This is a genomic window from Pseudomonas rossensis, assembly GCF_039888995.1.
In the GTDB taxonomy this organism is placed as follows: Bacteria; Pseudomonadota; Gammaproteobacteria; order Pseudomonadales; family Pseudomonadaceae; genus Aquipseudomonas; species Aquipseudomonas rossensis.
Genome location: NZ_JBBWCB010000044.1, coordinates 12,230 through 32,923, shown reverse-complemented (window position 1 = coordinate 32,923; position 20,694 = coordinate 12,230). Strand labels below are relative to the sequence as shown.

Here is a 20,694-nt window from a genome sequence, read left to right as displayed (position 1 = left end):
AGGCGGGCTTCGATGGGAATCGGTCGGCTAACGGGCTATGCCCAGCGGGTCGGAATAACTCTGCGATGGTCGAATCAGAAACTGCTGGCCATTCTCTTTCTGGATGCGTTGCTCTGTGCGGCGTAGCGACCCGGGGTTCATGGCCTCCTGTACCGAATAAAGGAAGAGGTGGTCCATGGCGATGCGGGTGTAGAAGAGGTTCAGGAACGGCGTGTTGTTCTGCGCCAGGCGCATTGCTGAGGCTGCAGCGTCATCGCCGGATCGAACCTTGCTCCAGAGGTCGACCGCGCTGGCAGCGGTACCGAGGGTGGGACCAGCAAGCGTTTCGAGCGGTTTGTTGCCGAAGCGACTGACCTCACCGAACATGAAGTCGCCGAAGATGCCGAAGCCACCGCCCTGCACCATCGCGGCTATCCATGTTTTCGGGTCATCAGTCGATCGAGGCTCACGGCCTTTAACCAGGTCCTTGGAGGACATCGACAGATAGCCAAAGGCAGTAGTCCACAGCAATAGCTGAGCTATTCCTGCGATCTCGCCGTTACCATTACCTAGCAATCCCTTAAGCATCACGCCACCCAGATCCCTGCCGCCACGGTAGCCTTCACCCAGCGGGGTCGGCGCGTAGCCACGGCCGTACAGCTCCCGCCCTAGCGTCTTCTGCATATAAGCGGCGGGGAAGCTCTTGAACTGGGTCAGGAACCGGTTCATGTCGCCCATCACCGTTCCCGGTCTGGTGCCTTGATTCATGATTGAGCGGGTGCGCGCGTCGGGCTCAAGTACTGCATAGCTGACCCGGTCGTTCACATAGGCACGCAGGCTGCGGTCCAGGCCATCACGGGTTTCACGGATTGCCGAGTCAGAAACCTTGCGGCCTTGGCCGGTCAGATAGGCGCCGATCTTCTCGGCGGGAATGTCGGCAATACCCTCGGGCGTCAGGTAATCCCGGCCGTCGGCCATGCGAGTGTCCATGCTGCGCAACAGGTCCCACTTGCCAGCATCGAGGTCGTACAGACTCAGCGTACGGCGAAAACTTGCGTCCATCGTGCCCCACGCCCGGCCTTTGTTCTGTGCCAAGTTGTGAGCCATCATCAGCCCTGCGCTGGCCTTGTTGGCGTCAGTCCACCAGGACAGGCCGTTCAGCTTGAAGAACAGCGACATTCCCCGGCTCATCTTGCCGCCCATTGAGTCATCGGCAGAGAAGCGGCGCATGATCTCCCCGCGCATCGAATCGGCATAAACGCCAAAGCTCGACAGGATTTCTCGCTGCTCCAGACTGCCACGGCCCTTCGCGAGCCCCGCGGTCATTTCGCCCAACGAGCCGAGGAAGTTCTTGCCCTGGTACCGCATTTCACTGGCGGCCACCGGCAAGTCTGTGAAGCTGGAAAGCAGCGCTCCGCCCAGCTTGGACAGCGACTGCCATGCGCGGACGTTTGCGGCAACCCGTGCGGCCCAGGCGTTGCCGGGAATTCTGGTCGCGCCGCTGACCTCGGCAAAACGGTTGGCCAGCATCGTCTGACGGGCTGTGTTGAAGTTCGCCAGCGCGGCTGGATCTTCCGACTTGCGGACGTCATCGGCAATGATATCCATCGCCATGTTCAGGTTCGCTTCCGGGTTGGTACCGAGCCGGCGCATCAGCGCGGTGTTTTGCCCAGACAAGTCGAGGCCTCGCAATACAGCCTCGCGCAGGTTGCCGGTCCCGTACTGCTGGTTGTATTCGTGCCAGGCCACGCCATCCTTAAAGTGCAGAACGCGTTCCTGGCTGATTTTTTTGGCGATGTTGGCCGGACCACGGAAACCGTTTGGCTTGGTGTCGCCGGCAGCTTTCAGGTGGTCGCCCGTAACCAAACCATCAAACACGCCACGCAGGAAGCTGGCCTCATTGACCACGCCGTCGAATGTCTTGGGATCGAGGCGCGGCAGGATGTCGGCAACCCACTTTTCATAGCCGGCGGAACCGATCTTCTCGCTATCGTGGCTCTGGCGGGCGATGTACCCGGGCAGGTTGCCGATGTTGGCGCCGGCGCGGTTCGCATCGATGCGCGCCGTTTCCTGATACTTCTGAATAATGCGGGCGATATCGACCACCTGGTCGTTCAGCTTCGAGGTGTCCAGGTCGTTGCCGATCTTCCACAGAGCGTCGGCGATATCGACGTCTGCACTGCCCTTGGCCAGCACGGCGGTCAGGTCCTTGCGTTCCAGATCGTGGATCAGCCCGCCGATGTAGGCGTCTCCCAGCGACTTCTGTTCGGCGGCCACAGAGAGCCGCGATCCTTGACGCGCAAGGTTGGTACCGACCAGCAGCGATTCAATGCCGAGGTCTGGACGGTCGGCAAAGCTGCCACGCACGAACGCAACAATCTCTCCACGACGACGCAGGTTGATCAGCGCGTTACGGCGTTCGATCAATGCCGCCTGCTGGGCTTGCTTGCCCAGTTCATCGGCAGCACGCAACGTCGCCTGCTCCATGCCCAAGGCGCCTTCCCTGGCCATGATCTCTTTCGCGCGTCCGCGCAACAGTTCGAAAATCTCCGCAATTTCCTGGTCTTCAAGGTCGCCGGCGGCGGCCCGTACAGCGTCGATGCAAGGGGTCATTGTCCGTTCCTTATGTCGCACACGGCGGCGGCGCGGTATGCCTTCGTATAACGTTCGGCCCGTTCAGCCTGGGCGATGGCCAAATCTGTTTCATCGCGGCCGGCATTGACCACGGCCGCACGCTCGTTCTCTGGCAACTGCTCAAGCATTTCCTTGACCAGTGCTTCGTCCTCGTCGAATGCCTGCTGTGCCGACGCCAGATCGTCCTGGCCTTGCGCCTTTGCATCACCATCGGCGCGCAGGCTTTCGGCCTGGCCTTGAGGATCAACGCTGCGGCCGGTCGGGCGTTTGGCGTATTCCAGCGCTGCACCCGATTTTCCGGGGGCTTCCAGGTCGAACAGCGCGTTGACATCGATGTCGCGGCCGCTGACTGCCTGCGCCACGGCGCTGCGCAATGCACTGTCGCGCACGGTCCAGTCTGCAGACTGTGCGGTTTCCCTGGCAGTGCGCACGGCAGGGCCCAGTGGCCGTTGCTCATATCCCGCCATGATCTGCTTGGCGCGAGCTTCGATCTGCGGGCGCAGGCGCTCCGGGACCTCGCCTCGATCAATCAAGCCGAGATCGCGGCGATCAAACTCACCGGCCCGGTTGCGCTCCAGCGTGGTGTTGATTTCAGCCTGGCGCGCGCCGATCTGCTCGCGCTGTGCGGCAATGCTGTCCCGCGCAGCGCGCTCGGCTTGCTTACGACTCAAGCCCTGCCCCTGAAACTGCGTTGCAACGTCTCTGAATGTGTCGTCCAGCTTCATCGCACGCTGGGTCAGTGAAAGCCGTTCGTTGTGCAAATCGGCCACATTGCCCACGCGCTCGCCAGTCAACGTCGGACGGATCTCGTCCACCGCTTGGCGCTGGGCGCTGCGGTACAGGGTCGCGCCATCTTCCTCAAGGCTGCGGGCCAGCGAAGCGCGCAGCGCCATGTCCGGATCCTGATCAAACAGGCGGTCGAAGTCGGCGGCGCGCAGGGATTGTGTCGGAGTTGCTGACGCTGATTGTCGATCGACAATGTTCGGCGCCACGTCGGCCGCTGGTGTTTCCGTCGCGATCCGCCGGCGCAGCGCATCCGAGGCCGCGCCACCAATTGAGTGCAGACCACCACCGAGAAGCCCACCCAATGCGATGTTGGCCAGCGAATCGGAAAGCCCGTATTCGGTCTGGTCCTGGTTGGCGGCGAGCAATGGCAGAGGCTCAAGGATTGCAGCACCGACTGCGCCCTCTACGGAGCCGACCCCGACACGAACGCCTGCACGCCCCAGCGGAGACGCAGCACGACCCAGCATTGCGGCGTAGCGCGCTTCGCCCACCACCGGAACGAATGCAGAAGCAATGTTGAGCGGGTCCAGCAGCGAAGCGGCAAGGCCTGCGGCGATCTGCGTTCCCATCGCGCCGCCGTTTGCCCGGGCCAGAACCTGCTGGCGCGCAGCCTGCTCGCGGTGCCGATCAACCAGGACGTCGAGGGCGCCTTGCCGTATGCCCTGCTCAGGGATTTTGATATCCAGACCCATGCCGGCAACGCGATCGCGCGCGGCTTGCGCATCGACCATTGGCGAGTCTGGCTCAAGACGGCCAGCGTTCGGCGCTAGGTAGGACTCAGGGCCCATGACCACGGCCCGGCCTTCTGCCTGCTCGGCGAGCTGCTCGGAACGGACCAGCGATGTGGTGGGGTTGGTGGAAAACGCGCTGTCGAACGCGGCGTCGAACACCTCGCCAGACTCGGCTGGGATGTCGAGCATCGTGCGCCGATCGAGAACCGGTGCATCACCTGCAAAGATGGTCAATTGTAGATCCCCATTGCTGGCCCACGGGATTTGGTCGGGGCTGTGATGCCTTCCTGTTGCAGTTCAGCCCAGCTTTTCACCAGTGGCTTACCGTCCTTTCCGCGAACCCGGTACCCGTTCAGGGTTAGCGCCAGGCCGCTTTCATCATTGGTCGGCACCCACTGGCCACCGGACTGCAACGCTTCGTGCAGCTGGCGGGCGTTCTCGGACTCCAGTACGCCGCTGGTACCAGGCAACGGCATCAGCTCTTCGGGAGTGATCCGCTTCAGTGCTTCTTCAGCGCCACGACTGACGGCGTTGGTGTCCAAGATTTTTGGCACGCGGTAGGTGCCGAAGAACTCGTATTTGTCGTTGAGCATGCCGTCGACAACCTTTTGCGCGGCGTCCTTTGGGCTTTCACCTTGGAGCACGTAAGACGTGGCAGTTCGAGCTGCTGCCTTGTACATGGTGCTGAACGTGCTGATGCCGCCCGCTTGGCCCTGCAATGACTGGGCGAACGGCTCCATGGCCTGTTGGACGGCTTGTCCGATTTCGTCCTGCTGGCCTTTCTGTAAGCCAGCGGTGAGGTCCTTGTCTTTGAGCGTGGCAACGGATGCCATCCGCTCGGCGATGTCCTTTGGCAGGCCGGTGGCGATGACCTGGGCTTCGGCTGGCAACTTGTTGCCGACCTGCTGCAGGACGGTCGGGAAGTCCTTGCCCCACAACTGCGCCTGCTGCTCGATCAACGTGGCAGCGTTCTCGCCACCTTCGACCTGCTGGTTGAATTGTGCGGCGAACTGGTTGGCGGCCGCGTCCGGCAACAGCTTCGGTTGAGCAACACCCAAGCGCTGCTGTTCGGCGACGGTGGCGGTCGCATATGCCCGATAGGCTTCCGGCGTGTTCTCTTCCTGCGCGACAGCGAACGCCTGCTGAACGACAGGGCTGTACTTGGCCACGTAGGCGGCCGGGTCGGCTTGTTGCTGCTTGAGCAAGCCCACGCCCACGCTGGTTAGGTGCTGATACAGCTGGGAGTCTTCCTTGAAGCCCTCGCCCGCTACGCCATCTTTTGCCGGCTGGAACTTGCTCAGTATCTCTTGGCGCTCTTCCGGTGAAGCCGTCGCGAACTCGCGGATTGCCGGGGCGATGGCCTGAACCTTGGAGAACGACTCGTATTGAGCGTCTGCCTTATCACCGTAGGCCGCTTTGAATTCAGCCTGACTTGGCGGGTTGGCATAGTCGAGGCCCTGCGAATACGCGGCGCTGGCGTCCTGCACGCGACTGCTAAGCTCCATTCTGCTGATGGCCTGCATCTGGCGCGCTTCAACTTGACGCTGACGGGCCTCGGCTTCCAGCCGGCGAAAGCCCTGGTCGATACCATTGCTCGCCCTGATCTGGTCTTCGGCCGTCATCGTGTCCTTGAACGAATCGAAATAGCCTTTGGCCTTCTGCGGTGAGTCGACCAGCATCCGCTGGATCACCGCCGTCGACATCCCGCTGTTGGTACTCAGACGTTCGGACTGCGCCGCTTCAGGCGAAAGCCCAAGACGCTCGGCACGGCTGGCCAGAACCGCGTCGATCTTTTGCCGATATCCCTGCACCTTGGATGGGTCCTGATAGTCGAGCGCGGCGCCCTGCATCGACGTCTCAAGCTGACCCTTTTCGACCTCGCCGTAATAATTCTGGCGCTCGCTGTATTCGTAACGGTTCAGGTCATTCGACAGCGAGTTGCGGCGGCTGGCCACGATCTGGGCGTACCGTGCCTGCTGCTGATCATTGGTTAGAGTCTTCGCGATCTCTGCCTGGGCCTGCTCGAACTGCTCAAGCGTCTGGTTGGTGACGTCGAGTGCGTTCTTCCCTTTACGTGTAAACACCCCACCATTCTCGTCATACATCGCCTTCTGCTGCCACTGGGTTAGCTGGGTGTCAGCGTCAAGCAGCAGAGCGGTGTCGGCCTTCTCGCGCTCTTTGGCTGCCAGAATCTGGGCGCCACGCTGGAAGCTCTGCAATCCCTCGGCGATGGCCGAGCTGTCGGGCGCAACACCACGGAGCTCGATCGCTCGCCCGGGCTGCTGTCCAACCTGCGGCATGTCGTATGTCGGTACCCGAGGCATCAGCGACCCCCTGCGAACGAACCGAACGCGCTACCGAAGCCGCCGAGAATGGATCCGGTGGCCTTGTTGCCCGCGTTGGTGGTGACCTGGGCGGCGTTCTGCCGATCCTGCTTAGCCTGGACTCGGTAGCCATACGCCTCGCGCGCCGCGTTGTTCTGGATCGTCAGGGCGTCCAGCTCACCGAGCATGGCCGTGTCGTCCTGCAGCTGTGCCGCGCTGCCGCTGCTCACGTCGATACCGTTGGCGGCTTGCACGCTGCGCTGAGTGCCGACGGCCTGCCCGGTCTGCACGCGCTGCCAATCTGCCGACGTGTCACCGGCGTTGATCGTCTCTTGCGCGGCTTGGTCCTTCAGCGCCGCGTTACCGGTAAGCATGGCCGAGTTGAACGCGCCTTCCTGCTTGGCGTTCTGCGCGCCCATCATTCCGCCAACCATGGCAATGGCGACTGGTATCAATGCCATCCAGCACATAATCAAGCCTCTCTATTCAGTGTGAAGGGGTGAAACGGGAAGCGCCGCGCGCCATAGGGAATGGCCGGGCCGAAGGTGAAGCCCAGCCACTTCAGCCAGCGGATGGCCGAGGTGTTGCGCGCGTCGACGTAATTCATCAGGTGATGGTGGCGGGTCAGCATCCCTTGAACCTCGGGCTTGCAGACCTTGAGGAAGGCCCTTGAGTGCTTTTCCACATGAGTAGTGGAGATCAGCCAAGGCACGCCCACCGAGCCGAGGATGCTGTACACCGCGTCACCAAAGACGGCCACGATCAGACCGTCTACAACAATCTTCTTGGCGTTGAGGCTGCCCGTAATCGCTTCGTGCAAAGCGTCCTGCATGGGTATGCCCAGGGCTTCGGTGATCTCGTCGATATCGGCCTGGCGCACGATGGGCAGAATGGTCGCCACGTCTTCAGCCGTTACCGGCAACACTTCAGCGGCCACCGATGGTCACCTCTGGAATGACGGCGAGCACGGTCAGCGGCAGCGGGTCGGATTGGCGGATAAACACCCGGCCTTTGCCCTGCCAGTCGTTGGAAATGATGATTTCCGTCTGGCCTGTCAGCGGGTCAAGCGGCTGCTCGTAGGTGTCGCGGCTGGTTTTCTGCTCGTAGAGCGAGCGTTTATCCTTGCCGGCAAAGATTCCGCGTGACTCTTCCACGACCACGGTTAGTGACGTGACGGCAATTTTCTTGTCGAGGACGGTTTCGTTGGCGTTCTTGAGCTCAAGGTCGAGCGTTTCCATATCCGAGTTGTATGGCAACCCGACGTGTGCAACGCCAGCATATTCCTGAAGAACGACTGTTCCGTTTGTGACAACCCGCTGGGGATGAACACTGCCGTCGGCCAGGATTGAAACTGTTTTCCCTTCAAGATGCGCCAATCCCGATATGGTCTGTGCCTGACGGGCCCAAGCGGAACCGTTGAAGTTGCGCAGTGACTCGGGACATACGATCAATAGCTTTACGGTAACGACCGTGGGGCTCGTGTAGCCGACCACCTCGACGCGGACAGACTCAAGAAACGAATCCTCGTTCTCATCCACGACCCGGCGCGACAGCGAGTAATTCACGCCAACGCTGCCCACGGTAAATGGCGTGTGACCCTGTGCCGTGAGCGTCACCACCTCCGGATACTGCCAAGTGGTCCCACCAGAGAGCATCATGTTTTTGGCACCGTCGTGGTTGTCGCCGTCATAAGTCAGGCCGCAATCCACGAAGAAGGCGTTTTTGATCGACAGCACCTCACGGCTGGCCATGCGTTCAACGTAGCGCTTCTGAACACCGCCGACGGTGCGACGGACGACCATATAAAGCGCGTCTTCCTGGCCCTCCGGAATGCAGGCAATGGATTCGACAAATCCGTCAGTGTCGTGCCAGTGCCAACCAACGAGCTGCTGCTCGGGCAGGTAGGTCAGGCCCAGCAACTTCCCGTCGTGGCGCACATACCAGACGATCGAGTCCGGGATTTTCTGATAGGCAACGTCCGTCAGTTCGAAGCCACGGAATAGGTGCGCACTGAAGATCGTCAGGTCATCGGATGCAAAGCCGTCAGCATCAAGCGAGTACCCAAACGACGACACCCGGTTGCCGCGAGCCTGCACGTAAACCGCGCTGTTACCCACAACCACCGGCGGTACGATGGCCGAGCCGTTGTAACCCTCTTGCGCGGCCTGAATGGTCTTGGCGGTCAAACCGCTGTCACCGCCGGAGAACGTCCACTCACCGCCAGAGGTCAGCCCCAGCAGTTTGCGCAGGCCCAGCAGGTGCCGCATGCGGTTCACTTCCTTGCTGGCAATGGTGAAGGTGATCGCGTCGTCGTCCTTGTTGGGGATCGAGAAACCGAAGTTCTTGAACAGGCCGGTCTTGCTCATCCACACCGTTTGCGGGCTCAAGTTGCTGCCAGCGAAGACCAGACGTTGTTGGTAATAACCGACTGCTCCGGGGTAATTGCCCGCACCCACGAACGGATCGGCGCCGTTCGGGGGCGTGTCGGTCTTCACGGCAGTGATGTTGCGGTCGGTGAAGGTCAGGGCCGTGGCGCGACCGATGAAGCCATAGATGCCGGCGCCAGCGTTGTCCTTGTAAACGATGTAATACGTGGCGCCGGGCACCGCCGGCCACACGATGGTTGCCGAGGCTGTGTCAGCGAAGACTGTGACGGCGTTCGACGTGACCGGCAGGGATTCGTCCAGACTGTTGCCATCGTCGAGCACAGCGGTGATCTGGTAGCGCCAAGACTGTTGCACGCCGGTACCAGCAGTTGGTGTAGCAGTTGCGGATGCAGGCGCTGCAATGCGCGGCGCCAGGCTGATTTCGGACGTGGTCCAGTTGTCATGGGCCAGACGACCCAGCTCTCGCGGCTTGTAGGTCGGATGGGCAAACGTCATCAGGTCGGCCGATTGTGTGAAGTTCAGCTGCGGCAGATCGAACTGGGTGTAAGGCATGGCCAGCTGATACGGCACACCGCCGGCGATCACCTGACCACCGTCCTTGATGACCCGCATGTTCAGATCACCAAACTGCAGGATGTAGGTTTGCTCGTCGTTGAACTGGAACGGGATCAACCGGTTCATCTTTGCGGAATCGGCGACCTCGCAAACAAACTTGGTGCCCGGTCGGTTACGCACGCCACCGTAAGGCATGACCATGAAGTTTCGGCACAGCTTCAGGCCGGTGTAATAGCGTGCGATATCCGTACGCGCGCTGGTGGATGGTGACAGCTCGCCGGCAGCGAACGTCGGTTGCAGAACGCTACTCATGAGCGCACCGACACGAATTCAGATTCCGGCTCTGGATCGTCCTGGGACTCTTCGAAGGCTGAGCCTTGGGCCTTGGTCAGCGCCAGCCCGTATTGCTGCGTAGCGAACTGCTGCAGATCAGTCTTGGAACTAAGAGGCAGAGCCAAATCCATGGCCAGGCGCCAAGACAGGGCATCAGCAAACAGTGGATCAAAGAACGTGGAGTCGGCAACGCGGTACGTGAAACGTACCCCGGCCTCTGGCTGATCGGTATGAATCACGCGACCACCGACGTCGTAGCCGACTTTGAAAGGGATCTGCAAATCCACGCCGAGCGACCAGCGCTGACCTGGCTGGATGATTTCCCGAACCTTCAGGCAGTCGGCCGGGTACCGGTACCGGTAAGCCCAACCAGGGGCGGCGCCGCCGATATCGGCAAGCACCACGGTAGATTCCGCGAACGGCCAAGGGAACTCAGCCAGCACCAGGTCGCGCAGCTGCGCATAGAACACGGCGCACAGCTCGGCGGCCTTGCTCTTTTCGGTGAACGAAACAATGGACTGAGAGTGTGCAACACGCGAAAGCGCGACGTTGCAGATCTCGATATCGCTAGCCATTCGGGAACCTCAGAAATGAGAAAGGGCCCCGAAGGGCCCTTAAAGTGGTGCGGGTGAATCAGGCGTCAGGCAGGATCGTCCCGCCGGGGGCGGTCACACCGTCCGGATTGGTGTCGTCTTGAGGCAGGCCGCCAGCGTTCAGGCGAGCGGCTTCCGCTTCCGCTTCTGCCTTGTTGCCGGTGAAGGTACCAGCCACGCCGCCAGCGTTCTTAACGACGAACTTGCCAGCGGCGCCGCGAGCAGCGACGTACACATCGTCCGGGTTGGTGTCGTCGCCATCACCGGTTGCTGGCGCAGCCACGTTCTTGTTGCTCGCCAATTTGAGGTTGGAGCCCGGGCTGTCGATCTCCAGAACGACGCTTTCACCGGGCTCATACAAACGACCGTTAATGAACGACCGCTCAAGCACCACATATTGCTTAGACATTGGTCTGTACTCCAGCAACCACGCCAGCAGTTACCTTGCCCAGTGTTGGGGCGATGCCGGTCACGGTGTAGTTGAGGCGCAGGAAGCGTTCGACCTTCTGCGGCAGGGTGATGACTGGCGTCTGGTAGCCCAGCTTCAGATCGGCCAACGGCACGACGACCTGATACAGCGATCGAGGGGAACTGAACGCCGAGTTGTCATCGGTCTGCAGGTCGAAAGTGAGGCTGGTGAGGGTGTTGAACGCCTCGACTACCTGCATCACCAGTGGGATGTCACCGGCCCGGCCAACGTCCTTGTTGACGCCGAGGTCGATGATGTCGGTCGAAGCCGCCGTGGCAGTGATTACCTGGGCGTTCGACATGAGCAGCTTTGCGTCGAAAAGCATGATGGTCTCTCCGTAATAGGGGAAAACCACGCAGTCGTTAGACTACGCGGGCTTCGGTGTTGAGGATCGCGTCGTTACGCTTGATTGGGATGCCCAAGAACTCTGGAATCTTCTTCCCTGCGTATTCACCCAGAGTGAGGTTCACGTTCTTCGAGTTCATGGCCTGCTTGTGCAGCCACGACTGGATGGTGCGGTTGGCGTAGATGATGGTCCGGCCTTCGCCCTGCTCCGGGTTGTCGATGCGGTACAAAGCATCAATCATCAGGTCGATCAGCTTGGAGCCGGTCGCGCCATCGGCGGTCAACGTGGTTACGTCGATGTTCGCGATACGAGCGTTTGCACGCCAGTCACGGACGGACATACCGATGTCCCACTTGAAGTGGTCCCGGTAGGCCTCGAAGTCGCCGCCGTTTTCAGCGCGGGCAGTTTGCTGGCCGAGGAACTTGTGGTGGAAACCCGCCACGCTGCCTTTCGGATACAGCAGGTGGGTGGTCATTTCACCCCAGGTCACAAACCAGATCGAGGTGTTGGTCGAACCGGTACCGCCTGCGTCGACAATGTTGGCGCCGGACTCGGCCGACTTGTCGTTGTAGCGCGGAGCCAAGCCCAAGAAGGCCTGCGGCTCAGCCTGGGTGTTACCGTAGATCATGTAGCGGGCGGCCTTGCTGTTGAAGCCTTGCAGCTTGGCCATGTTTTCCGAGGTGCGGAAGGCGTCGGCGTTGCCGCTCAAGTCGGCCAGTGCCTTATCGACCAGGCCGTAGTCCTCCATCATGCCGGTGGTGTCCAGCACAGGCACGGTGGTCGACTTGGAAGGCTGAATGCCCTGGTTAAACATGCGCCACGTTGGCTCAGGGATACCCGAACGCATGGTGGTTTTGTGCTTGGAGCCGTCGTTGCACTCCTGATATTCGGCGTCCATCAAGATGTCGTTTCGCTTAGCCATCAGCTCGACGATCTTCATGATCTTTTTGTTGCTGTCTTCCCTGCTGAACTTATCGATCAGGGTCGGCATGGTGGATGTAAGGATGCCCATCGTTGTTTCTCCTGCGTGCTAGATGGATGTCTCAGCTGAAGGCGTCGACAATTGTCATTTCTTTGGGGGCGTCGGTTTGGCTGCCCGGGAGAACAAACTTGTCTTCCGAGATCGCCTGACTGACGCGGTGGCAGAACTTGAACAGCGCCGGGTGATTACCCAGGCCGGAGGTGTTGAGCAGTTCCTTCAGGCCGTCGTCGCCGAATGCCTGAATTACCTTCACGGCGCTCGCTACGCTCTTGTCGTAGTTCTCGCCACCCAGTTCGGGGTCGTTCTTCACGGCAGCCGCCCACTGCTCTCCCTGTTTCACGACGGCGGCTTGGTATTCCTCGGCCTGCTTGGTGGCCAACTTCGTTTGGAAGTCGATCAACTGCTGGGCCTTTTCCTGCGAAATGTTCAGTTCCTTGGCAAAGTCCTTGAATTCGCCAAGTACCTCGGAATCCATTTCCATACCTTCCGGCAGGGTGAAGTCGGTGTAGGCCTCAGGCGCGCCCTGTGGCTCATCTTTCTTGCCCTCGTCCTTGGGCTTGCCGTCTTCTGGTTTTGCGGGGTCACCTGGCTTCGCTGGGTCGCCACCTTCGGGTTTAGGGTCGGTGGTTGCTGGCGCTGCGGGTGGGGTCAACAGGGTGTTATCGGGTGCCGGTGCCGCTGCTGTTGCAGCCGCTGGCGTTACTGGTGCTTGTGCGGCAACGCCCGATGGGGCGCCGTCGGCCGGGGCTTCGTTCATCAGGACGTGGCCCATCAGTTTCATCATCAGGCGATTCAATTGGATTCATCCTCTACAGGCTTGGGGGCGTTTTCGGCGGCCATGACCGGGAACATCGATGGACACAGGTCGTTTGTTTCGCCCAATAGAAAAAGGCCAACATTTCGTTGGCCTTCGTTGAAGTTCATCACACCACCGTGGGGGTTGAATGAGGGTTCGAACACTTTGCATTGGCCCATCAGGCGCCACATAAAGCGACGGCCGCGTGGGTCGTCCATGATCCAGCGGAAGTCGGCTATCTCCTGCTTTCTGGCATCCTTCTTGGCCTTGTCGGCCTCTGCCTGCAGGTCGTCCAGTGCGTCGAAGTCGGTCATTACAGAGCCCCGGCAAGTGAAGTGAGAGCGTTGTCGCCGCCGGTGTCGGTCTGGCTTAGCATCTGCGCGCCTTGAATCACGCTGCCCAACTCCTGCTGCATCTGCTGGGCTTGCTGTGCCTGGGCGCGCTGCTCGCGGATTGCTGCAACGGCATCCTCTGCACGGACCAGCGTTGGCGGCGTGCCGATCAGTTCGAAGTACTGGCGCAGGGCTTCGTCAGAGTCGAGCAGGTCAAGCGCTGCAAGACTCTGCGTGGTGGTCGCCACCTGTCCGGCGAAGCCAATGGCGCGTTCGATGCTGGAAACGCCGATCGCCTTCTGTGCCTGGGCCAGAATGCTGGTGAACTCGACACGAAGATCCAAGCCGGCCAGTTCCTTCGGTGGCGGCGGGATCAGTGGCGCGCCTGGCAACATGCCGGACCAGCGTGGAATCGATTGCTCGAGCATCTGGTTGAAGTACATATCAACCAGTGGGTCCAGCAGGTCGTCGGTCTGACGCTCCAAGGTTGGGCCCAGCATCAGCAGCTTTTCTTCCTTGCGAGTGGCGATCTCGTAGGCCGTCCGGACTGAGTCCATCTGGCTGACCATCAGGAACAGGTCGACGAAGAACGCGGTGTCGATGATTTCGCTGTCGGCTTCGATCTCGCCACGGAGCTGTCCCAGCCAGGCAGGATTGACTTCATACAGCGGAGCGAACTTGGCACCGACCTGCATATCGTTCAGGTAAGTGATGCTGCCAGGCAGGATCGATGCGCGCTGATTCTTGAGGCTGGCCGGTGCACCCATTGGCGGACGCACACCTTTCTCCAGCAACTCGGCCTTGCGACGCTCCATCAGCTGAACGGCCTTGGTGGAGCCAATGCACATAGAGCCCGGGCCCGTGCCGTAGACGTCTTCACCCAGCACGTCCCAGCGAGGCGCCATGACCGGGAACGTCTTGAACCCGGAGTTGCGCAGGATGGTGTCCTTGTCGCTCGCCTTCTCCCAGTAAACGGAGCGGAACGGCATGTTCTCGTTGTCCTGCTTACCCTTCTCGCGCTTGTCGTTCGGCTCGATCGCGTGACAGATATCGACCCAAGTTTCAGGGCTCTTATCCAGGAAGTTTCGAGCGGTGGAACTCATCTTCTCCCGACCGAACTGCTGCTCCATCTGGCGGGCAGTCATGCGGAAGTCGCGAAAGAGCGTGTCCACCTGGTTGCGGCTGTTGTTGGCCAGCATGTAACTGCCGACCGCCAGCGGATAGGCGCGCAACAGGTCATCGTCGTCAGGCAGCACAACCATCGGCGCCGTCCCGAACACGCCTTCCTCGGCGTAACGGTTCGGCAGGACGCTGTACAGGTTCGACCTGGCCATGACTTCGCGCATGGCCTTCTCGACCGCGTAAAGCCAAGCCTTGACCGGTGCGAACTCCATCATGTCTGGATCCGGCGTGCCGAACTTCACCCAGGGTGAGGCTGGGTTTGTCATGCCGGTGTGCATGCCGGCGCCCAGCGTGCGCGATGCAAACGACGCCCGGGGGTTGATAATCTTCTGGTCGCGGCGCTTGCCGTCATTGGTGTCGGTGGTGTTCCAACGCCCTGAACGCGGACTGATGAAGTCGCCCAGCTCTTTCCACTCGGGCAGCCAGTTACTGTCGCGCTCTTGCTTCAGGCGGGTATACCGCTGTTCAAGGCGCTCGCGCAGGGAGTCGGCCAACTTACACCCCCAACAGCGTTTTATTGCTGGTGTTGGCGCCACCCAACAGGCCCGACGACCCAGTCAGGATGGTGCCGTTCTGTCCGGACTGAGCCAGTCGCCGGCGGCGCTCTGCGTCGACAGCAGCCTGAACCGAGTCGCTGCTCGTGGTGGGTGCGGCCGGGTTGGCGGTGGTGCCAGACCCTGCTGCTGCCTTGGCGGCCTCTTTCTCACGGTCAGCCTTGCCCAGAAAGCCAGTGTTCTCGCCAGTCAGGTTGGGCAGGCCCATGCCTTCAAGGATCACGTCACCGCCGCGCAGCGGGTCCAGGTCGATGACCTTGTTCATCAGTTTCTTAACGCTCTTGCCGCACATGTTCATCACTCCGAATAGGGGTCGTAATCCGATTGGTATTGGCCCGCGTCCTTCGACTCCAACTGCCAACGCTGCATAGCGAAGCGGCGCATCATGTAGGCGTAACGGGCAGCAGAAAGGATGTCGTCGTTTAGCTTGACGATCTTTCCGTTCTCGTCGCGGTGGTAACTCATCTTCTCGTCGAAGAAGTCCGACAGGTGCGAGAAGACCTTGAAGCGGCCGGTTGTCATGCGCTCGTAGAGCTCAACAATCCCGATCTCAACGCCAACGCCACCAGCGGGCCAGGTGGCGTGGATATCCAACATCTGCCAGCCGGCATCTACATAGGCCGACTTCTGCTGCTCGCCCGAGGACTTCTCGGACTGCAGGCCGTCAGATGGCCAGGCGGTTGGCACGCCTTTAGCCCATGCCTTGACGGATCCCCATGCGGTGACGGGCGTTACGTTCTTTTTCTTCCAGGCTTGAGCGACATAGATCACGTCCGCCTCGATGTCGATCCACAGTTGGACGTGTGCCTGCGGGTGATCCCAGCCGAAGTCCATGCCGTTGATGACAAAGAAGTGCGGCGGGCATGGGAAAGGCGCGCACTTGATTTCGTCGTCGCCGAAATCGAATATCAAACCGGTACCGAGCAATGGCATCCCTTGTGTCCTCATTGCTCGTTGCCAAGATGGATAGGCCGCAAGCAACTCGCGGCGGATACGGTCACTCAAGTGAGGCGCGTCATCCCAAGTGGCGCGCTGCATGTACTGACCCTCAGCCGGGTCATCCATGAACTTAACCACCAGCTCAGTGCGCCCGTTCTCCGGGGTAAACGTCAGGATGCCGCGACCCCCACGACCTTTGTCACCGGTCGCGGTACGCGTCAGAACCTGCGGATAAATCTCTTTGTCCTGTGGTTCTTCGTCGATGTGGTACCAGTCGACGCTGTCACCCATGATTGCGTGCTGGCCCTGGCTGTAAGACCAGAACTGCACCGTGGCCACGTTGCCAGATCTATGCCTGACACGGATTTCCCGCATCGCACCCGGTGTGCCGGATGCTGAAAGGTGACCAAGGATCCTGTCAGCTGGGATCAGCCCGCCAGTCCATGCACCATCTTCATAAGTGCCGAACAGCGGCTTCTGCAGCAGGTCGCGGGTTTTCTCCATGGAATACCCGAGCAACCAGCACAGCGGCGGGAAATCAAACCGGTGTCCTTCCCAGTCGTCCGGGTAGTCGCCAAGCAAGTGCGCCGCATCGATCGTCAAGCCCGTGCGTGTCTTGCCGACTCGGTTGGCCGCCATCAGCATGCAGGCCGAATACTCGGCGGTGGCTGCGATGAATTTGTGTTGCCACTCGTACAGGGATTCAAACTGAAGCTTGAACTGCCGCTGTTTCAGCCTTCTCGCACGCTCCGCAAGCAGTCCAGCCAGGGCGAGCTTATCCGCCCTGTCCGTTGGCAAGTCGGGCAATGTGAGCATCAAGTTCGTCATCCGTCATATTCGTGAGATTGATGCTTCCGCTGTGCTCCACATGGTCACGGAACGCATTGACGTTGACGTGTTTGCCGATCAGCTCCAACGCCCTGAGCTTGTCGTGGAACTTGACCTTGCCCGACTTCATGTCGACCTCTTTCACCATCTGGCGCCAGATGATTGGCCATTGCCGGATGGGCAACAGCTTGCCGTCTTCGCCGTGGATCTCGGCCAAGTCCATCTGATCGATGGCTGTGAGCCTTTGCAGCACGTAATCAGAATCGACCTGAGCCCGCTGATTGCGCGCCTCCATGGCCGCTTTGATCGCGGCTTCGATCTCCGGCCGCTGCATGAGCTGCCATGCCTGATCCTTGGCCCCGCGCTTGCTGTACCCCGCCCGAATGGCCGCCTGAGTAGCGTTCAGATCCTGAAGATATTCCGAAACAAACTGGGTTTGCTTAGCCGTCATCTTTGACATGAGGCCACCCAATGCGGTTGATCACTTTGGCTATCGTCCGCTGGGATACCGAGTAGGTCCTAGCTACCTCTCGTTGTGAAACCCCACCTTGCGCATAAAGACGGCGTATCTCAGCAACCGAACTCTCAGATAGCTTTGCCGACCCATGCGCCTCTCCTTTCACCGACTTCTCTGGGCAAGCCACGCTCCAGTGTCGGCCTTTAGCGGTCATGTCTTGGTTGTTCAGCAACCTTGAGCCTGCAATCAGATGCGATGGATTGCAGCAGGAGGGGTTGTCACAGGAATGACACACCGCTTCAGGCTCCAACCCCGAACTGATTCCAACGGCGACACGATGTGAAAGCATGGTCGCGCTTCGGCTTCGCCCGATGTGAAACCGTCCGTACCCTTGGTCATCGACAGCGCCCTGCCATTCCCAGCATTGATTGTCGGCACCAATGCGTACGTAACTCCAAAACCGATCAACATTGATCTTGTTGCTGAGCACGAATTGATTCGACATAACTGCCTCACTTACTCGGGCTGCGTGTCTGGCGCAGGCTCAGGGGTTGGTTCTGGGGCTGGTTCAACTGCAGGATCAGGCTTGGTCTCGGCGGCCGGTTCCTCTTGCACCCACAGGTAGCGCGAGAACGCGCCGGTGATCTTGTCGCCGGTGTAGAACATGAGACGCACGCCATCTGGGTCGAACACCACCCGGTCAGCGGTGACAACCAGATTCTCTTCGTAGGTGCGGACTTTGAACTTGGACATGGCTCAGTTTCCTTTCAGGCAGACGCGGTTGATGTAGTCCTGGGCTGCGCGCAGCGCTATCAGTCCTTGGTCGCCGTCGTCGGTGATGGCGACAATTCGTTCACCAGCCGCTGGGTCAAGTTCGACTCGCGTTTTTGCATGACCCACGCCGGTGGCGGTGGTGGCGTCTCGCACTGCGGGACAGTTGGCGTCGACTGACAGCCGGCGAGCGCCAGTAGCGACATCAGCACGAAGCTTGTTGTTAGCGGCTTGAGCATCGGTCAGGGCCTTTGTGTGTTCGGTGTCGAGGGTGGCCAGCAGGCGCTGGGTGTTACGCCGGGACTCTGCGGCATTGGTCAGAGTGGTGACCTTCTCGGTGGCCGTGGCCAGTTGATCGGCCTGGCGCTCGATGTGCTGCCAGCCAAACAGAATCGCTACCGCACTCGCGGCGAGGGCAATGAGCAGGTAGCGATTCATGGTGGTGGCCTTATTCGGACGGGGCTTGCGACGGCTGAGTTTGTTGGTGCAGGCGCTCGGTCAGCTCGTAGCCCATCAATGGCCAGATCTTCGCAACAGCATTGGTGCGAGCCACCTTGCGACCGATCTCCGCATTGAAGTTTTCACGACTCACACAAGCGCTCTCGCCGGTCACAGTGAAACCGTTGCCAAGCACCAGGACACAGAAGGTCAGGCGATTGAGGCTGTCGGCGTTACCGGCAGGCTTGGTGCCCATTTCGCTCTGGCCCAGAACGCCTTCGCCGGCGGTGAAGTAAAACTCGCTGCGGATCTTGCGTTCGACGTCGCCGGGGGTGATGCGGGGAGCTGTCAGGCCCTTCGCCTGAATTTCTTGCTCAATCGTTTTATCGTTCACGTGGATTGCCTCGGGTTTGGGAAAGGATCAAGCCAGCGCTTTCAGCGCGACCTGGTACAGCGCCAGCCGCTCAGCAGCACCGTGCGGCACACGTCCGCGCCGTCCGGTGTTGATCAAGCTGCCGATGTTCTGGATGTCGCTGATATCGGCAAGAGCGTTCAGGTTCCGGCTGTCCCAGTACCAGGCGGCCGACAGCGCGGCGCCCTTCGTGGTCTCCAGCAGGCTTGGAGTGGTCACCAAGTCCAGCCCGAGGCCTTCACCGCAGGCGGCGTAGTTGTTCTTGCCGGTGATCTGGATCAGGCCCCGACCGCGATACTTCCAGCCATCGCCGGCGGCGGTGTTGCCCATGCGGGCGTTGTAGGCGACGTTCGCGATGCGCTCGGGCTTGTGCGCGTATTCGGCTGCCAGTTCGGCGTCGAACAGATCGGGCCAGGTGCGTTGCAGTGCGGCGGCGCTATAGCTCAGGTTCTCGACCACACGAGCCAACCGGCCGCTTTCGTGTCCGATCTGGGCGAGGAATGCAGCCAGGCGCAAGCGTGTGTCGATTTGGAAGCGCTCGCACGCAGCGTTGAGCGGGTCAGCCCACAGGCGTGCAGTCGCATCCTGGCAGCGCATGATTGCGACCAGGTGGGAAGGCGTGATCTTCATGGGTTCGCCCGCTCTACGGCTTCGTTGACCTTGTCGGCGGCCTTGCTCGCGGTGTCAGCGGCCTGCGTTGCAGTGCTGGCAGCGGCCTCAACCTTGCTTGCGGCGTCCTGCGTCTTGTCCGCCAAGCTGTTCAGGCGCCAGTCGCGCTGCTTGAGGGCTTCGTCGTAACCGGCACGGACGTCGGCCACTTGCTGGTTGTAAGCCGAGGCCAGCGCCCATTGACTGATCTGGAAGCCGATCACACCGCCACCCAGCACCAGGATGATCGCGATAAGCCAGATCTCGGCCCGACGCCACCAGCGGCGAGCGATGAATTCCATTGCGCATCTGTCCATCAGTTGCCACCTCCAAGCTGTTGGCGCAGGCGAGCAATCTCACCGCTCTGCGACATGACTTTCTCGGTGAGCTGTGCGACCTGGTTGGTCAGCGACTCAATGCGCCCTTCCATCCGGCCAACAGCTGCAGCGAGTTCGTTCCGCTCTTTGGCGAATTGATCGGCGCGTGCGTCCGATTCCTTGCGGGCAGCGCGTTCGGAGTCGAGCAGCTCATTCAGTCGCTTGAACGTGCCGATATCGGCGCTATCCATGGCGCGTTCAGTGGCGTCCCTCGACAGGAACTTACGAAGCCAGAGCAGGCCGCCGAGCAAAACTGTGCCGGTACCGCCCAGCCACGCGAAAGTGCCGGGGCCCAGGTCGGTAGGGTCCATTGGGTAAGCTCCAGATACGAAAAAGCCCCGCACGAATGGCGAGGCTCGGGAAAGAATTCAGGCAACAAAAAACCCGCACTTGGCGGGTTTCTGGGATCTGGGCGTAACTTTGCAACTTGGGGAAAATGTACCTGAATGCTCGCCAAATGGTCAAGCGGTGGTGTTTTTACCGATCTCGGCAGCGGCACGAACAATGGCCCGGCGAGTAGCTGCAAGCTTGTCGCTGCTATGCGGTTCGCTGATGTGGGGCGCGTTCTTCATCCGAAGCTCGTCGTTCGCAACAACGGTCACATCATCGCCCGCATCGGGGTACACGTAGACTCGCATGCCCAGGTGAACCATAAGCCGCAGCGCATCACCGTCATCGGTGAGAGGCGACCACCAGCGACGTGCGTCACCCCGAGACTCGTCGTAAACGTCCAATCCCGGACGACCAGGGGCGCTTCCGAGAATGGTTAGGTTTGCCGCTTTTGCCGCCAGTTCAAGCAATTCGCTATCAGTCACTTCAATTCCTCCGGTTGATTCTGCAA

General features: G+C 60.5%; 24 protein-coding genes. All 24 read right to left on the bottom strand.

Annotated features, from left to right (window positions below):
• Positions 1-27 precede the first annotated feature (27 nt).
• Positions 28-2,592: a hypothetical protein gene (locus WLY71_RS14125; RefSeq protein WP_347804034.1), complete on the bottom strand. Its 2,565-nt coding sequence runs from the start codon at positions 2,590-2,592 to the stop codon at positions 28-30.
• Positions 2,589-4,364 (bottom strand): hypothetical protein, encoded by a 1,776-nt coding sequence (locus WLY71_RS14120; protein ID WP_347804033.1) that lies wholly within the window; start codon positions 4,362-4,364, stop codon positions 2,589-2,591. Before WLY71_RS14120 ends, WLY71_RS14125 begins: the two co-directional genes overlap by 4 nt.
• Positions 4,361-6,430, bottom strand: a complete 2,070-nt coding sequence (locus WLY71_RS14115) for a hypothetical protein (RefSeq protein WP_347804032.1) — start codon at positions 6,428-6,430, stop codon at positions 4,361-4,363. Before WLY71_RS14115 ends, WLY71_RS14120 begins: the two co-directional genes overlap by 4 nt.
• A 23-nt stretch (positions 6,431-6,453) precedes the next feature.
• Entirely contained in the window at positions 6,454-6,915 is a 462-nt protein-coding gene (locus WLY71_RS14110) for a hypothetical protein (RefSeq protein WP_347804031.1), read from the bottom strand.
• Positions 6,916-6,926: 11 nt separating this feature from the next.
• Positions 6,927-7,391, bottom strand: coding sequence for a phage protein Gp13 family protein (locus tag WLY71_RS14105; protein WP_347804030.1), 465 nt, complete (start codon positions 7,389-7,391; stop codon positions 6,927-6,929).
• Positions 7,381-9,708: a phage tail protein gene (locus WLY71_RS14100; RefSeq protein WP_347804029.1), complete on the bottom strand. Its 2,328-nt coding sequence runs from the start codon at positions 9,706-9,708 to the stop codon at positions 7,381-7,383. The genes WLY71_RS14105 and WLY71_RS14100 overlap by 11 nt, the downstream gene beginning before the upstream one ends.
• Positions 9,705-10,304: a phage connector family protein gene (locus WLY71_RS14095; RefSeq protein WP_347804028.1), complete on the bottom strand. Its 600-nt coding sequence runs from the start codon at positions 10,302-10,304 to the stop codon at positions 9,705-9,707. Before WLY71_RS14095 ends, WLY71_RS14100 begins: the two co-directional genes overlap by 4 nt.
• Before the next feature lie 58 nt (positions 10,305-10,362).
• The gene (locus WLY71_RS14090) at positions 10,363-10,731 is read right to left on the bottom strand and encodes a hypothetical protein (protein ID WP_347804027.1); all 369 of its coding nucleotides are present in this window, start codon (positions 10,729-10,731) and stop codon (positions 10,363-10,365) included.
• A complete protein-coding gene (locus WLY71_RS14085; RefSeq protein WP_347804026.1) occupies positions 10,724-11,116 on the bottom strand; it encodes a Bbp16 family capsid cement protein in 393 nt (130 codons plus the stop codon). The genes WLY71_RS14090 and WLY71_RS14085 overlap by 8 nt, the downstream gene beginning before the upstream one ends.
• Positions 11,117-11,153: 37 nt before the next feature.
• Entirely contained in the window at positions 11,154-12,149 is a 996-nt protein-coding gene (locus tag WLY71_RS14080) for a major capsid protein (RefSeq protein WP_347804025.1), read from the bottom strand.
• A gap of 31 nt (positions 12,150-12,180) precedes the next feature.
• The gene (locus tag WLY71_RS14075; protein ID WP_347804024.1) at positions 12,181-12,915 is read right to left on the bottom strand and encodes a hypothetical protein; all 735 of its coding nucleotides are present in this window, start codon (positions 12,913-12,915) and stop codon (positions 12,181-12,183) included.
• A complete protein-coding gene (locus tag WLY71_RS14070; protein WP_347804023.1) occupies positions 12,912-13,229 on the bottom strand; it encodes a Bbp19 family protein in 318 nt (105 codons plus the stop codon). Before WLY71_RS14070 ends, WLY71_RS14075 begins: the two co-directional genes overlap by 4 nt.
• Positions 13,229-14,923 carry a portal protein gene (locus WLY71_RS14065; protein ID WP_347804022.1) on the bottom strand — a complete coding sequence of 565 codons (1,695 nt, stop codon included), beginning with the start codon at positions 14,921-14,923 and terminating at the stop codon, positions 13,229-13,231. The genes WLY71_RS14070 and WLY71_RS14065 overlap by 1 nt, the downstream gene beginning before the upstream one ends.
• 1 nt (position 14,924) lies before the next feature.
• Positions 14,925-15,275, bottom strand: coding sequence for a hypothetical protein (locus WLY71_RS14060; RefSeq protein WP_347804021.1), 351 nt, complete (start codon positions 15,273-15,275; stop codon positions 14,925-14,927).
• A 5-nt stretch (positions 15,276-15,280) separates the two neighbouring features.
• Positions 15,281-16,750 carry a phage terminase large subunit family protein gene (locus WLY71_RS14055; protein ID WP_347804020.1) on the bottom strand — a complete coding sequence of 490 codons (1,470 nt, stop codon included), beginning with the start codon at positions 16,748-16,750 and terminating at the stop codon, positions 15,281-15,283.
• Positions 16,698-17,210: a terminase small subunit gene (locus tag WLY71_RS14050; RefSeq protein WP_347804019.1), complete on the bottom strand. Its 513-nt coding sequence runs from the start codon at positions 17,208-17,210 to the stop codon at positions 16,698-16,700. Before WLY71_RS14050 ends, WLY71_RS14055 begins: the two co-directional genes overlap by 53 nt.
• Complete coding sequence (locus tag WLY71_RS31340) at positions 17,191-17,556, bottom strand: hypothetical protein (protein WP_425589925.1); 366 nt, start codon at positions 17,554-17,556, stop codon at positions 17,191-17,193. Before WLY71_RS31340 ends, WLY71_RS14050 begins: the two co-directional genes overlap by 20 nt.
• A 167-nt stretch (positions 17,557-17,723) precedes the next feature.
• Entirely contained in the window at positions 17,724-17,960 is a 237-nt protein-coding gene (locus WLY71_RS14045) for a hypothetical protein (RefSeq protein ID WP_347804018.1), read from the bottom strand.
• 3 nt (positions 17,961-17,963) lie between these two features.
• Positions 17,964-18,416, bottom strand: coding sequence for a lysis system i-spanin subunit Rz (locus tag WLY71_RS14040; protein ID WP_347804017.1), 453 nt, complete (start codon positions 18,414-18,416; stop codon positions 17,964-17,966).
• Between the two features lie 10 nt (positions 18,417-18,426).
• Positions 18,427-18,810 carry a Gp49 family protein gene (locus tag WLY71_RS14035; RefSeq protein ID WP_347804016.1) on the bottom strand — a complete coding sequence of 128 codons (384 nt, stop codon included), beginning with the start codon at positions 18,808-18,810 and terminating at the stop codon, positions 18,427-18,429.
• 27 nt (positions 18,811-18,837) lie between these two features.
• Complete coding sequence (locus tag WLY71_RS14030; RefSeq protein ID WP_347804015.1) at positions 18,838-19,458, bottom strand: glycoside hydrolase family 19 protein; 621 nt, start codon at positions 19,456-19,458, stop codon at positions 18,838-18,840.
• Positions 19,455-19,793 (bottom strand): hypothetical protein, encoded by a 339-nt coding sequence (locus WLY71_RS14025; protein WP_347804014.1) that lies wholly within the window; start codon positions 19,791-19,793, stop codon positions 19,455-19,457. The genes WLY71_RS14030 and WLY71_RS14025 overlap by 4 nt, the downstream gene beginning before the upstream one ends.
• Positions 19,793-20,164 (bottom strand): DUF3450 domain-containing protein, encoded by a 372-nt coding sequence (locus WLY71_RS14020; RefSeq protein WP_347804013.1) that lies wholly within the window; start codon positions 20,162-20,164, stop codon positions 19,793-19,795. The genes WLY71_RS14025 and WLY71_RS14020 overlap by 1 nt, the downstream gene beginning before the upstream one ends.
• Positions 20,165-20,314: 150 nt before the next feature.
• Positions 20,315-20,668, bottom strand: a complete 354-nt coding sequence (locus tag WLY71_RS14015; protein WP_347804012.1) for a hypothetical protein — start codon at positions 20,666-20,668, stop codon at positions 20,315-20,317.
• Positions 20,669-20,694 lie beyond the last annotated feature (26 nt).

Excerpts from the sequence above, each read along its gene's own strand:
- WLY71_RS14055 (WP_347804020.1), bottom strand. The coding sequence starts at position 16,750 with ATGACGAACTTGATGCTCACATTGCCCGACTTGCCAACGGACAGGGCG.
- WLY71_RS14080 (WP_347804025.1), bottom strand. The coding sequence starts at position 12,149 with ATGGGCATCCTTACATCCACCATGCCGACCCTGATCGATAAGTTCAGC.
- WLY71_RS14125 (WP_347804034.1), bottom strand. The coding sequence starts at position 2,592 with ATGACCCCTTGCATCGACGCTGTACGGGCCGCCGCCGGCGACCTTGAA.
- WLY71_RS14025 (WP_347804014.1), bottom strand. The coding sequence starts at position 19,793 with ATGGACAGATGCGCAATGGAATTCATCGCTCGCCGCTGGTGGCGTCGG.
- WLY71_RS14020 (WP_347804013.1), bottom strand. The coding sequence starts at position 20,164 with ATGGACCCTACCGACCTGGGCCCCGGCACTTTCGCGTGGCTGGGCGGT.
- WLY71_RS14115 (WP_347804032.1), bottom strand. The coding sequence starts at position 6,430 with ATGCCGCAGGTTGGACAGCAGCCCGGGCGAGCGATCGAGCTCCGTGGT.
- WLY71_RS14070 (WP_347804023.1), bottom strand. The coding sequence starts at position 13,229 with ATGACCGACTTCGACGCACTGGACGACCTGCAGGCAGAGGCCGACAAG.
- WLY71_RS14060 (WP_347804021.1), bottom strand. The coding sequence starts at position 15,275 with ATGTGCGGCAAGAGCGTTAAGAAACTGATGAACAAGGTCATCGACCTG.
- WLY71_RS14045 (WP_347804018.1), bottom strand. The coding sequence starts at position 17,960 with ATGTCCAAGTTCAAAGTCCGCACCTACGAAGAGAATCTGGTTGTCACC.
- WLY71_RS14095 (WP_347804028.1), bottom strand. The coding sequence starts at position 10,304 with ATGGCTAGCGATATCGAGATCTGCAACGTCGCGCTTTCGCGTGTTGCA.
- WLY71_RS14110 (WP_347804031.1), bottom strand. The coding sequence starts at position 6,915 with ATGGCATTGATACCAGTCGCCATTGCCATGGTTGGCGGAATGATGGGC.
- WLY71_RS31340 (WP_425589925.1), bottom strand. The coding sequence starts at position 17,556 with ATGCTTTCACATCGTGTCGCCGTTGGAATCAGTTCGGGGTTGGAGCCT.
- WLY71_RS14040 (WP_347804017.1), bottom strand. The coding sequence starts at position 18,416 with ATGAATCGCTACCTGCTCATTGCCCTCGCCGCGAGTGCGGTAGCGATT.
- WLY71_RS14090 (WP_347804027.1), bottom strand. The coding sequence starts at position 10,731 with ATGTCTAAGCAATATGTGGTGCTTGAGCGGTCGTTCATTAACGGTCGT.
- WLY71_RS14085 (WP_347804026.1), bottom strand. The coding sequence starts at position 11,116 with ATGCTTTTCGACGCAAAGCTGCTCATGTCGAACGCCCAGGTAATCACT.
- WLY71_RS14050 (WP_347804019.1), bottom strand. The coding sequence starts at position 17,210 with ATGTCAAAGATGACGGCTAAGCAAACCCAGTTTGTTTCGGAATATCTT.
- WLY71_RS14100 (WP_347804029.1), bottom strand. The coding sequence starts at position 9,708 with ATGAGTAGCGTTCTGCAACCGACGTTCGCTGCCGGCGAGCTGTCACCA.
- WLY71_RS14030 (WP_347804015.1), bottom strand. The coding sequence starts at position 19,458 with ATGAAGATCACGCCTTCCCACCTGGTCGCAATCATGCGCTGCCAGGAT.